Source organism: Streptomyces sp. RKAG290 (genome assembly GCF_023701695.1).
Lineage (GTDB): Bacteria > Actinomycetota > Actinomycetes > Streptomycetales > Streptomycetaceae > Streptomyces.
The window spans coordinates 4,360,116-4,372,499 of sequence record NZ_JAJOZC010000001.1; the positions used below are offsets into that span (position 1 = coordinate 4,360,116).

Annotated in this window: 11 protein-coding genes, 2 pseudogenes and 1 riboswitch; of the genes and pseudogenes, 12 read left to right on the forward strand and 1 reads right to left on the reverse strand. The window is 70.1% G+C overall.

The genetic code is table 11. The annotated features are described in order from the left end of the window. Positions 1-70: 70 nt before the first annotated feature. Positions 71-463: an ATP-binding protein gene (locus LNW71_RS19180; RefSeq protein ID WP_250969357.1), complete on the reverse strand. Its 393-nt coding sequence runs from the start codon at positions 461-463 to the stop codon at positions 71-73. A gap of 151 nt (positions 464-614) precedes the next feature. On the opposite strand from LNW71_RS19180, the gene LNW71_RS19185 reads away from it, so the two are divergent. The 12 genes and pseudogenes from LNW71_RS19185 to LNW71_RS19245 all read left to right on the forward strand — a co-directional run bounded on the left by LNW71_RS19185 (position 615) and on the right by LNW71_RS19245 (position 12,119). Next, entirely contained in the window at positions 615-1,157 is a 543-nt protein-coding gene (locus LNW71_RS19185; RefSeq protein WP_250969358.1) for a UTRA domain-containing protein, read from the forward strand. Next, entirely contained in the window at positions 1,154-1,933 is a 780-nt protein-coding gene (locus tag LNW71_RS19190; RefSeq protein ID WP_250969359.1) for a GntR family transcriptional regulator, read from the forward strand. The genes LNW71_RS19185 and LNW71_RS19190 overlap by 4 nt, the downstream gene beginning before the upstream one ends. A gap of 208 nt (positions 1,934-2,141) precedes the next feature. Next, complete coding sequence (locus LNW71_RS19195; RefSeq protein ID WP_250972066.1) at positions 2,142-2,870, forward strand: HNH endonuclease family protein; 729 nt, start codon at positions 2,142-2,144, stop codon at positions 2,868-2,870. A 219-nt stretch (positions 2,871-3,089) separates the two neighbouring features. Then, positions 3,090-3,713 carry a hypothetical protein gene (locus LNW71_RS19200; protein WP_250969360.1) on the forward strand — a complete coding sequence of 208 codons (624 nt, stop codon included), beginning with the start codon at positions 3,090-3,092 and terminating at the stop codon, positions 3,711-3,713. Continuing rightward, positions 3,710-5,242, forward strand: coding sequence for a serine/threonine-protein kinase (locus LNW71_RS19205; protein WP_308294504.1), 1,533 nt, complete (start codon positions 3,710-3,712; stop codon positions 5,240-5,242). The genes LNW71_RS19200 and LNW71_RS19205 overlap by 4 nt, the downstream gene beginning before the upstream one ends. Before the next feature lie 91 nt (positions 5,243-5,333). Continuing rightward, entirely contained in the window at positions 5,334-6,302 is a 969-nt protein-coding gene (locus LNW71_RS19210; protein WP_250969361.1) for a glycosyltransferase family 2 protein, read from the forward strand. After that, the gene (locus tag LNW71_RS19215) at positions 6,299-6,700 is read left to right on the forward strand and encodes a GtrA family protein (RefSeq protein WP_250969362.1); all 402 of its coding nucleotides are present in this window, start codon (positions 6,299-6,301) and stop codon (positions 6,698-6,700) included. The genes LNW71_RS19210 and LNW71_RS19215 overlap by 4 nt, the downstream gene beginning before the upstream one ends. Positions 6,701-6,837: 137 nt before the next feature. Further along, a complete protein-coding gene (locus LNW71_RS19220; RefSeq protein ID WP_250969363.1) occupies positions 6,838-7,494 on the forward strand; it encodes a SurA N-terminal domain-containing protein in 657 nt (218 codons plus the stop codon). A gap of 31 nt (positions 7,495-7,525) precedes the next feature. Next, positions 7,526-8,488: a nucleoside triphosphate pyrophosphohydrolase gene (locus LNW71_RS19225; RefSeq protein ID WP_250969364.1), complete on the forward strand. Its 963-nt coding sequence runs from the start codon at positions 7,526-7,528 to the stop codon at positions 8,486-8,488. A 30-nt stretch (positions 8,489-8,518) separates the two neighbouring features. Beyond that, a pseudogene (locus LNW71_RS19230) lies at positions 8,519-9,867 on the forward strand (cytochrome P450). 105 nt (positions 9,868-9,972) lie between these two features. Beyond that, positions 9,973-10,916 (forward strand): annotated as a pseudogene (locus LNW71_RS36180) (transglycosylase family protein). A 311-nt stretch (positions 10,917-11,227) separates the two neighbouring features. Beyond that, positions 11,228-11,398, forward strand: a riboswitch (cyclic di-AMP (ydaO/yuaA leader). 4 nt (positions 11,399-11,402) lie between these two features. After that, positions 11,403-12,119: a transglycosylase family protein gene (locus LNW71_RS19245; protein ID WP_250969365.1), complete on the forward strand. Its 717-nt coding sequence runs from the start codon at positions 11,403-11,405 to the stop codon at positions 12,117-12,119. The last annotated feature ends 265 nt before the right edge of the window (positions 12,120-12,384 follow it).

The window sequence follows — 12,384 nt, forward strand, 5'->3', positions numbered from 1 at the left end:
GTCTGACCCCGGATGCATTGGCCCCATCGGCCCCGCCGGACATTCGGCGGGGCCGATGGGGTGCCAGGGGTCAGTGCGCGGGAGGCTTCCTGAACGTCAGCCACACGGTTTTGCCGAGGGTGTGATGGTCTACGCCGAACTCTGCCGCCAGTGCGCCGGCGAGGAACAGGCCGCGACCCGAACAGTTGCTCTCTTCCGGCTGCTGGACCACAGGCAGGCCGCCGCCGCTGTCCCGTACCTCCAGGCGCACGAGCTCCTCCGTCGCGCGGAGGCCGACGGCGAACTCCCGTCCCGGCGGGACGCCGTGGAGAACGGCGTTGGTCGCCAGTTCCGAGACGCAGAGCCGTATGTCGTCGACCAGGGGAGTCAGCCTCCACTCCGTGAGAACGCCGACGACGAAGTCGCGTGAGGCACCGACGGAAGTGCGCCGTCGGGGGAAGCGCCGTTGCTGCGACAGAGACACGGTGGTTCACCGCCTTGCTCGTGGGCCGTAACGCGATGACCGTACTGCTATTCGCGAAAAGCGGCAAGGTATCCTTTGGGGGAGTCCGGACGCGTCGCCTACCGTGTGCATCGAAAGGGTCGCTCGGGCGCCGACGACGAAGGAGACGGTCATGGGTGAGGGCGAGCGGATCAGCACGTCCGCCCGGTATCTGGCGCCGGCCGTCCCGGGCGGCACAGACGCCTGGGGAGCCGAGGCGGCGGCCGCGGGGCGAAGAGGAACGCAGCGGATCGTGCGGGCCGGAGAGGTGCTGGCACCCGACCGGATCGCAGACATGCTCGGGGTGGAGCGCGGCTGCCAGGTCGTCGAGCGCCGACGGATCATGCATCTCGACGGTGAGGCGTGCGAGTTGACGGACAGCTACTACCCGGTGGAGATCGCCCGGGGCACGGGCCTGGCCGGGACGGGGAAGATCCGGGGAGGTGCCGTTCGGCTGCTTGTCGATCTGGGGTTCACCGGCGTACGTGCGCAGGAGGACGTGGTGGCCCGCATGCCGTCCGAAAGCGAGCGGGCGGCCCTGAGCCTGGAGGCCGGTGAGCCCGTGCTCGAACTGACGCGGCTCACACTGGCCGCAGATGACCGGCCCATCCAGGCCGATGTGATGGTCATGCCGCCGCGGGGCCAGAAACTGCGGTACGAGATCAGGATCGGATGACTGTGCCAGGACCGGACGCGGAAGCTGCGGACCACCGCTCCCTGCACGCGCGGATCGCGGCCGATCTGCGGGACGAGATCATGTCCGGGGAGCTGGCTCCCGGAGCCAGCCTGCCTTCCACCGTGCAGCTCAAGGAGCGTTTCGACGCCTCGAACGCGACCGTGCAGAAAGCCCTGCAACTACTCAAGGGCGAGCAGCTGGTGATCGGCAGGGCGGGTGCCGCCGTGACGGTCCGGGACCACCGGCAGCGCACGGTCCGCCCGGCCTCGTACATGGCCCCGGCAGGCTCGGGGGAGCCGTACCGCTGGCTGACCGAGACCGAGAGGAACGGCTCCCGGGCCCACACCGCGCTCCTCGAAGTCGCTGAGGCCGAGCCACCCGCGGATGTCGCCGAGGCGCTACGGCTGCCCGCATCCGGTACCGCGCTCCTGCGCCGCCAGCTTCTGATGATGGATGACGAACCGGTCGAACTGGTCTCGTCCTACTACCCGCTGGAGATCGTCCGTGGCACCGCGATCACGGAACGCCGAAAGATCCCTGGCGGCACTCCCACGCTCCTCGCGACGCTGGGCCATCCACCACGCCTCAGCGTCGACCGGGTCTCCGCCCGCGTGCCCACCCAGGACCAGTACCAGGCACTGCGACTGCCCGGCGACCTGCCGGTGCTGCGGACCCTGCGCGTCGTGTACAGCGACGACGAGCGCCCGATCGAGGCGACCCTCATGGTCAAGGCGGGCCATCTGTACGAGTTGCAGTACGAGTTCGCTGCCGACTGACCGAGGGCCTGGGCGTGGCGGGTTCGCAGGCCCGCGCGGGGTGTGATCCGGGACGCATCCATGACGAACACCGGTCATGGATGCGTCCCGGCGGGGAAGACGTCCATAGGATTCCCGGGTTGGTTCGGCTTTCTCCCCGTCAGGACGGCTACGAGTGATATCTCCCCGCGATTGTCGAGTGTTGGTGCCCGCCCTCGGCGTGGCAGTCATGCTGTCCCTGGCGGGCTGCGACCCCGACAAGATCGCCTCCGGGATCGAATCGCCGAGCGCCGGATCGAACGGCGGCGGTGAGTCCGTCACCGGCTTCGGCGCACTGCCGCTCGACAACGGCGACGGTACGAAGCCGGGCCTGGCGCCGCTCACTTCGGACAAGGACCGGGCGGCTGCCCGGAAGGTCATCGAGAAGGTGGCCACCAAGGGGCGTGGGCCGAAGACCGGCTACGAGCGGGACAAGTTCGGGTACGCCTGGAAGGACTCCGTCGACGACGTCCCGCTCTCCCACAACGGCTGCGACACCCGCAACGACCTGCTCGCCCGGGACGGCAAGAAGGTCGAACTCCGTTCGGGCTCCGACTGCGTGGTCGTCGCCATGACGCTCAAGGACCCGTACACCGGCAAGACCATCGAGTGGCGCAAGAAGCAGGCCACCAAGGTGCAGATCGACCACGTCATGCCGCTGTCGTACGACTGGCAGATGGGCGCCGCCCGGTGGAGCGAGGCCAAGCGGCAGCAGATCGCCAACGACCCGCTCAACCTCATCCCGGTGGACGGGCCCGCCAACGGCTCCAAGAGCGACTCGGGCCCGGCGTCCTGGCTGCCGCCGTACAAGCCGATCCGGTGCTCGTACGCGCTGCGGTTCGCCCAGGTCTCGCTCAAGTACGAACTCCCGGTCACGGCGCCGGACAAGAAGGTCATGCTGGAGCTGTGCGGCGGCTGACCGCCCGGCGGGACCCGGTGGAGCTGGGCGAGGCGGCCCCGCGGTGACGGACGGGCGGCGCGCGAGCCGGGGCGGCAGCGGTACGGTCACGTCCACGTGAGCGGAACCACAACGGTTCCGTACAACCCGGGGCCGCCCGCCGGTGTCGCCCTTTACGCTCGGATCTGCGCGCACGCCCATGTGCGCGCGGAAGTTCCACGACCGTATCCAGGAGCAGCCATGTACGCCCCGGGTTATCCGCCGACGGCGCCGCACAGAGTCCCCAGCCGGGCCTGGATCGTGTCGATGCGGGTGCTGTTCTGCGCGCTCTCGGTGTTCTCCATCGGGATGCTGCTCTGGGCCCCGCTGCTCCGGCTCGCGATCGTGCGCCGCAGGGTCTTCGACTGGTGGCTGACCGGGGGCGCGTTCGTGGCCGTCCTCGCGATCCTGCTGGTGGTCGGCCGGGACGACGGCGACGCACACGGCATCGACTTCGTACTCATACCGCTGCTGCTCCTGGGGATGCTGGCCGCGCCCGTCCACTACCTCGTCGCGGACGTCCGCCACTACGGACGGGTCACCGGGCAGAAGACCATGGGCGGATACGTGCCGCCGGCGCCGGCGCCGGGGTACGGGTACGCCACCACCGTGCCGTCGACCGGACAGCCGGGGCCGGGCCCGCAGCCCGTCCCGCCGCAGCAGACCTTCCCGCAGCAGACCTTCCCCCAGCCGCACTACCAGCAGCCGCAGCCCCCTCAGCAGACCCCGCCGCCCGCGCAGTACCCGCAGCCCCAGCGCATCGACCAGGTCCGCGCCGAACTCGACGAGTTGAGTGACTACCTCCGCAAGGAGGAGGGCCGGTGAGCGGTCGCCTCATCGGCGGGCGGTACGAACTGGCGACGATCCTCGGACAGGGCGGCATGGGCCAGGTCTGGACGGCCTACGACCAGCGCCTCGACCGCCGGGTCGCGGTCAAGCTGCTCCACCCCGACCGGGTCATGGGCTCCATCGGCAGCCAGGCGGCGGCCGAACTGCGGCGCCGCTTCGTCCGTGAGTGCCGGGTCACCGCACAGGTCGACCACCCGGGCCTGGTCACCGTCCACGACGCCGGCAGCGACGGCGACGACCTGTTCCTGGTCATGAGTCACGTCGAGGGCTCCGACCTCGCCGACCACCTCGCCGAGCACACCCCGTACCCCTGGCAGTGGTCCGTCGCGGTCGCCGCCCAGCTCTGCGCCGTCCTGTGCGCCGTGCACGCCGTGCCGATCGTCCACCGCGACCTCAAGCCCCGCAACGTCATGGTGCGCCCGGAAGGCACCGTCCTCGTCCTCGACCTCGGTGTCGCCTCGGTCCTGGACACCGACACCACCCGCCTCACCCACACCGGCTCTCCCATCGGCTCCCCGGCCTACATGGCGCCCGAGCAGGCGATGGGCGGCGCCGTCGGCCCGTACACCGATCTGTACGCACTCGGCGTGCTCCTGCACGAACTGCTCAGCGGCGACGTGCCGTTCGCCGGATCCACCGCCCTCGGCGTGCTGCACCGCCACCTCTACGAAGCACCCGTCCCCGTCCGGCAGCTCCGGCCGAACGTCCCCGAGGCGCTCGAAGCGCTCGTGCTGCGGCTGCTCGCCAAGGACCCGCAGCACCGTCCCGCCAGCGCCCAGGAGGTGTACGAGAGCCTCGCCCCACTGCTCCCCACCCGGAGCACCGGGCTGCCGTCACAGCCGCTCGACCCGACCCGCCCCTTCCTGCGCCCGCACGCCCCGTGGCCCGACCGCGTCACCACCCCGCCCGCCGCCCAGCCCGCCCCGATGCCCGCCCGGCCGGATGTCGCGGCCGCCGTCGACGAGGTCAAGAAGCTCCTCGGTGAGGGGCGGATCACCCAGGCCGTGGACCTCCTCGGCGGCATCCTCCCGGCCGCCGCCGAACAGCACGGCGAAGGCTCCCCGGTGGTCCGCATCCTGCGCAAGCAGTACGCGGCGACCCTGATGGACGACGGCCAGTACCGCCGCGCCCTGCCCGAACTGCGCCGCCTCGCCGACGACCACGCGGCCCAGGCCGGACCGGCCGACCCGCAGACCCTCCAGTTCCGCCGCGACGCCGCGCACTGCCTGGAACAGCTGGGCGAGACCGCCGCCGCCCTCGCGGAGTACCGCGCGGTCCTGCCGTACTACGAGAACCGCTACGCGACGGGCAACGACCCGGCACGCTCCTACGAGATCCGCCACCGCATCGGCCACCTGCTGCTCGCGCTCGGCGACCACGCCGCGGCCCGCGGCCAGCTGCAGTCACTGCTGTACGACACCGAGCGGATGTACGGCCCGCACCATCCGCTGCCCGCCGAACTGCGCCGGCAGCTGGAGCGCCAGCTGAAGGTCCGCGGCGGCTGAACCACGGCCCACGCGAGCCAGTTCACCCAATGGCCGCCCTCGGCCACACGTTCCATCCGCTCCCGACATATCGACCGGCTGATGTACATTCGTGCTGATCTCGCTGGTAGTGCCTTGTTTCAACGAGGAAGAGATTCTCGAACGCTTCCATGAACGCGTGACGGATGAGATGACCCGGCTGGGCCATGAATTCCAGCTCGTGTACATCGACGACGGGAGCGCGGACCGGACCCTGCCGATCCTGCGGGAGCTGGCCGCCGCCGATCCGCGGGCCCGCTACGTCTCCTTCAGCCGCAACTTCGGCAAGGAGGCCGCCATGCTGGCCGGCCTCCAGCACGCCGAGGGCGACGCCGTCGTCATCATGGACGCCGATCTCCAGCATCCCCCGGAGCTCATCGGCCGCATGCTGGAGGAGCACGCCCACGGCTACGACCAGGTGATCGCCCGGCGCACCCGCACCGGCGACCGCGTCACCCGGACGGTCACCGCCCGTGCCTACTACTGGCTGATCAACCACCTGGTCGACGTGGAACTCGTCGACGGCGTCGGGGACTTCCGGCTGCTGTCCCGCCGGGCCGCCGACGCCGTACTCGAACTCACCGAGTACAACCGCTTCTCCAAGGGACTCTTCGCCTGGGTCGGCTTCCCCACCACGACGTTCAGCTACGAGAACGCGGTCCGCGAACAGGGCCGGTCCGCCTGGACCTTCGGAAAACTGCTGAACTACGGCCTCGACGGGCTCCTCTCGTTCAACAACAAGCCGCTGCGCGCCGCGCTCTACCTCGGGCTGCTGCTGATGTCCCTCGCCTTCCTCTACGCCGGATGGATCGTCGGCGTCGCCCTGGTGAAGGGGGTCGACACCCCCGGATACGTGACCCTCCTCGTCGTGGTCACCGCCCTCGCCGGCGTCCAGATGGTGCTGGTCGGGGTGATCGGGGAGTACGTCGGCCGGATCTACTACGAGGTGAAGCGCCGCCCGCACTTCCTGGTGAAGGACACCAACACCCGGATCCGCCGGCCGGCCCCGGAACAGGAACCCCTGGAGTTCGTCCGCCGATGACGCTCAAGGCACAGCTGGCCCGCTTCGCCCTGGTGGGCGTCGTGAACACCGGCACGTACTACGGCTGCTACCTCGCCCTGCTGACCCGGCTGCCGTACATCGCCGCGCACGTGGCGGCCTTCGCGCTCAGCATGACCGGATCGTTCTTCCTCAACTCCTACTTCACCTACCGGACCCGCCCCACCTGGCGGAAGTTCCTGCTCTTCCCGCTCACCAACGCCGCCAACTTCGTCATCACCACCGGCGGTGTCTACCTGCTGGTCGACCTGGCCGGGTTCAGCAGCCGGTACGCCCCGCTGGTCGCGGCCGCAGCCGCCATCCCCCTCACCTTCGTCGTCTCGCGCACGATCATGCTGCGGCCGGACGTACCGCCGAAAACGACTCTCCCGGTGCGCTGATCGAGGCCCCGCGGAGCCCACATCCCCAACTCCTCCCGAATCGTTGGTCGAATCAGTGGCCCGGACCACTTCCACTGCCTAACATCGATCACCGCAAGGCTTTGTGCACCGCCGCACAATCTCCTCGGGAGGCTCCTTTGCACCGCCGCCGTCGCACCGCGCTCACCGTCTCCGCCGCACTGCTCGTCGCAGCACCCCTCCTCTCCGCCTGCGGCAGCCAGGCCCACCCGGGCGCGGCAGCCGTCGTGGGCGGGGACCGGATCGCGGTGTCCACCGTGCAGGCCCAGGTGGCGGACGTGCGCGACGCCCAGAGCAGCTCCAAGCAGGCTGCCCAGACCACCGGCCAGTCCGGCCAGCTCGTCCGCGCCAAGCTGCACGGGATGATCCTGGACCGGGTCCTGGACCGCGCCTCGGCGGACGCCGGCGTGACGGTCAGCCGTGCCGAGATCCAGCAGATGCGGAAGTCGGCCGTCGCCCAGTACAAGGGGGAGAAGGGGCTGCGCGCCGCGGTGCTCCAGGAACGCTGGATCTCACCCGGCCAGATCGACGCCTTCCTGCGCGAACAGATCCAGCTCACCAAGCTGTCCCAGGCACTCAACGCGGACCCCTCGACCCCGGCCGGCACGAAGATCCTCGGTGACGCGCTGACGAAGGCGTCCAAGGCACTGAGCGTCGACGTCAATCCGCGCTTCGGCACCTGGGACAACAAGCAGATCCAGCTCGCGGACTACAAGGCACCCTGGATCAACCAGGTCACCAAGCCGGACCGGGCGGCGGCGGAGGCCGGGGCGTAGCGGAACCCGGGCGGCCGGGTAGATTCGCAGCGTGAACGCTGAAGACCCCGGCCGCATCGTCCTGCTCACCGCCAGCCACCGGGTCGCGCCCGGACTGCTGTCCTGGCCCGCCTGGCAGACCCTGCACGCCGCGGACCGGGTGCTGTGCGGCGAGCCGGACCAGCCGCAGCTGCCGTATCTGCGGGAGGCCGGCGTCAGCGTCGAGCCCGCCGTCCCCGACGCGCAGGAGCTCGTCGAAGCGTGTTCCGGCGGCCGGACGGTGGTCGTCCTCAGCGGCGGCGAGGGGAACCAGCCGCTGACGGACGGGCTGGCCCGGCTGGCCGGCTCGGGACGGGTGCAGATGCCGAACCTGGAGCTGCTGCCCGGTTCGTACGACCTGCCGGGCGCCCGGCTCCTCGATGTGGTCCAGGTCATGGACCGGATCCGGATCGAATGCCCCTGGACCTCGCAGAAGACCCACAAGGGCCTCGCCAAGTACGCCATCGAGGAGGCGTACGAACTCGTCGAGGCGATCGAGGACGGCGACCGCGAGGAACTGCGCGAGGAGCTCGGCGACGTACTCCTCCAGGTCGTGTTCCACGCCCGCATCGCCGAGGAGGACGAGCAGGAGCCGTTCTCGCTGGACGATGTCGCGGCCACCCTCGTCGAGAAGCTGATCCACCGCCATCCGCACGTCTTCGGCGACGAGACCGCCGAGACGCCGGAGGACGTCCACGCGCACTGGCTGCGGACCAAGGCCATCGAGAAGCAGCGCGCATCGGTGACCGACGGCGTGCCGCTCGGCCAGCCAGCTCTGGCGCTCGCGGCGAAGCTGGCCGGCCGGGCCCGTACCGCCGGGCTCGACGTGACGCTCCCCGAGGGCGACGGCATCGGCTACCGGCTCCTCGCGCTGGCGGTACGCGCGCAGGAGGACGGCACCGACCCGGAGGCCGCCCTGCGGGCCGCGGGGCGGGCCTACCGGGACGCGATCAGGGCGGCGGAGGGCAACGGGTAGCGGGATGGAGGGCAGCGGCTAACGTCGGGGGTGAACGACAGCCCCGCCGACACCCCTGCCGACTCCTCCGCCGACCACGCCCCCGCCGGCTGCCCCGCGCATGCGGCGGCCGCCGTGCCGCCCGCCCCCGAACTCTTCACCTGGGAGTTCGCCACCGACCCGTACCCCGCCTACGCGTGGCTGCGCGAACACAGCCCCGTGCACCGGACCACGCTGCCCAGCGGGGTCGAGGCCTGGCTCGTCACGCGGTACGCGGACGCTAAGGAGGCCCTGGCCGACAGTCGGCTCTCCAAGAACCCGGCACACCACGCCGAGCCGGCGCACGCCAAGGGCAGGACGGGCATTCCGGGCGAGCGCAAGGCGGAGCTGATGACGCATCTGCTGAACATCGACCCGCCCGACCACACCCGGCTGCGGCGTCTCGTGTCGAAGGCGTTCACTCCCCGCCGCATCGCGGAGTTCGCACCGCGCGTGCAGGAGCTGACGGACCGCCTCATCGACTCCTTCGTGGAGAAGGGGGAGGCCGACCTCATCCACGAGTTCGCCTTCCCGCTCCCCATCTACGCGATCTGCGACCTGCTCGGCGTCCCGCGCGAGGACCAGGACGACTTCCGGGACTGGGCGGGCATGATGATCCGCCACGGCGGCGGTCCGCGCGGCGGGGTGGCTCGTTCCGTGAAGAAGATGCGCGGCTATCTCCTCGAACTGATCCACCGCAAGCGCGAGACCCCGGGGACGACCTGATCTCGGGACTGATCCGGGCCAGCGACCACGGCGAGCACCTGACCGAGAACGAGGCCGCAGCGATGGCCTTCATCCTTCTCTTCGCCGGCTTCGAAACTACGGTCAATCTCATCGGCAACGGCGTCCACACCCTGCTGCACCATCCGCAGGAGCGCGAGCGGCTGCAGCGGTCCCTGGCAGCGGGGGAGACGGAGCTGCTGGCCACCGCCGTCGAGGAACTGCTGCGTTACGACGGGCCGGTGGAGCTCGCGACCTGGCGGTTCGCCACCGAGGCACTGACGATCGGCGGACAGCGGATCGCCGAGGGGGACCCCGTACTGGTGGTGCTCGCGGCCGCCGACCGGGACCCCGAACGCTTCGACGGCCCGGACTCGCTGGACCTCTCACGGCGTGACAACCAGCACCTCGGTTACGGACACGGCATCCATTACTGCCTGGGAGCACCGCTCGCCCGGCTGGAGGGGCAGGCCGCGCTCGCCACGCTGCTCACACGCCTTCCTGACCTGCGACTTGCGGTGGAACCTGTCGATTTGCGCTGGCGTGGCGGGCTCATCATGCGTGGACTACGCACACTTCCGGTGGAGTTCACCCCCGGAGTCGCCTCCGAGGAAAGTGACACTCTGTCAACTCTGTGACTTTCACGTGATCTCTGCTGCATCGACTTGTGACACACGTTCGAGTCCCGCTAGGTTCACCGTTCGACTCACCCGTCACTCGTCCGTCACACGGAAGGCATTCCCATGGGCTCCGCGAACGGCAGACACCGTCGCCCTCGGCAGGCACCCGCGATCATCGTCGCCGCAGGCGTGACCGGCTCGGCCATCGCCATCCCGCTGCTCGGCGCGGCCGGTGCACACGCGGCAGACGCCTCGACCTGGGACCGGGTTGCCGAGTGCGAGAGCGGCGGCATGTGGAGCGCCGACCTCGGTAACGGTTACTACGGTGGCCTGCAGTTCTCGCAGGAGGTCTGGAAGTCGTACGGCGGCGACTCGTACGCCCCGCGCGCGGACCTCGCCAGCCGCTCCCAGCAGATCGCCGTGGCGGAGAAGGTCCTGGACGACCAGGGGCCGAAGGCGTGGCCCAGCTGCGCCGTCATCTCCGGCCTCGCCGTGGACGGGACCCTGCCGGGTGTCGACCCGGGCAGCACTCCGTCCGCCGACCCGTCGGACAGTGCGGACCCGTCGGACAGTGCGGACCCCTCGGACGACGCGGAGTCCGGCGACGCGTCCCCGGAGGCGACGGACACGCCTTCGGACGACGCCTCGGACGACGCGGCGGGCAAGGGCGGTGCGCCGGACGACTCGGCGTCCCCGGCCGCCGACTCGTCCGCCAGGCCCTCGCGCTCCGGCTCGTCCGGCGCGACCGACCCCTCGGGCGCCACTGACGCGTCCGGCCGGGCGGGCGGCAAGCACCGCGGTACCCCGTCCCCGAGGGGGCCGGCAGTGACCGGGATTCGGGGCGGCACGCCTCGCGCGGCGAAGGTGACGGGCGGGGCAAGGGCGCGCCCGCAGCGGACGGCACGTACACCGTCCGTCCCGGCGACAACCTCTGGGCGATCGCGGACGCACAGAAGCTGCCTGGCGGCTGGACGGGGCTGTACGAGGCCAACAAGTCCGAGGTCGGCTCCGATCCGGATCTCATCCTGCCTGGCCAGAGCCTCGACCTCGGAGTGAAGGCCGGCTGAGAAGGGCCCTGGATCCAGTCTGATCAACAGCTGAAAACACCCCGAAACTGGGGTAGTTAAGAGGCCTATGTCCCACTTTTGACTAAGTGAGACATGGGTCTCTTTGCGTGAACTGGCGTGTCTTGTCCGAGAGGTCCCCGCGCATCCGCTGCGACCTGCGCAAACAGACGTTCTTCGGATGCAAGTAAGGGCTGTTTATCCGGTATGTCCTTCTTTGATGTGGGGGGTTCATGTGTTTACGGTCGGAACCGCTCGCACCGCGGGCCCCGTCGACCGTCACGCCGAATCCTGCCGTCGGTCGAAGGGAACAGACGCGTAAAGCGCCGTAGGCAGGAGCGGGGGACCCAGGTAAGTGCCGGGCCGATCGTCGCAAGACGCATCAGGACCGGCTTGGGGTGAAGTCGTGCGCCAGCGCGCATGACCGGGCAACTCACTAGGCCCGAACCCGACAGCTCACCTCGCAGGCGTCGGTGAGGAGAAGTCTCGATGCTGCTCAACAGCAAGGGCAACAAGCACCGTCGCCCGTCCAAGGCCGTCCGTATCGCCACGCTCGCCGGTGTCACCGGTGCCGCCATCGCCGTGCCCCTGATGGGTGCGACCGGCGCGTCCGCGGCCTCGGTGTCCACGTGGGACGCCGTCGCCCAGTGCGAGTCCGGTGGCAACTGGTCCATCAACACCGGCAACGGCTACTACGGCGGTCTGCAGTTCTCGCAGTCCAGCTGGGCCGCCGCCGGCGGTACCCAGTACGCGGCCCGCGCCGACCTGGCCAGCAAGTCCCAGCAGATCGCCGTGGCCGAGAAGCTCCTCGACATGCAGGGTCCGGGTGCCTGGTCCTGCGCCGGCGCCGGCAACCTGAGCAACGACGGTGTCGACCCGGGCGTCGACACCGGCTCCTCCGCCGGCAAGGCCGAGGCCGCGCCCAAGAAGGCCGAGCCGAAGAAGGCCGAGCGCACCGAGGCCCCCGCGACCAACCGCTCGGAGCGTTCGGCGGCGCCGTCGAAGAAGACCGTGACCACCCCCACCGGGGAGAAGGTCAAGAAGGGTGACGGCGAGTACAAGGTCGTCACCGGCGACTCCCTGAGCAAGATCGCCGCCGACCACAAGGTCAAGGGCGGCTGGAAGCACCTGTTCGCGCTGAACAAGGACATCGTCAAGCACGCCGACGTGATCTTCCCGGGGCAGCAGCTCCACCTGGTGAAGTAGTTCGGCCTCTCCTCGCCGACCGCCCCGGTCCGGCCCGCACCTTCCCCCCCCGTGCGGCCGGGCCGGGGCTTCCCGCATTGCGCCTTGATCGTTCAACTGTTGTGGTTACCGGTCAGTAAATTTCTGGTCGTTTGCCCTGCTATGCCTGCCCTCGGGTCCTTTTTCGTCCCAGGGGACGGGCGTGCGGCCGTCTCGGACGGCCGAGCCGGTTAGGCTCTTGTCGCAAGGCCAAAGTGACCCTGCACCACCAGCGTCATATCCCAGA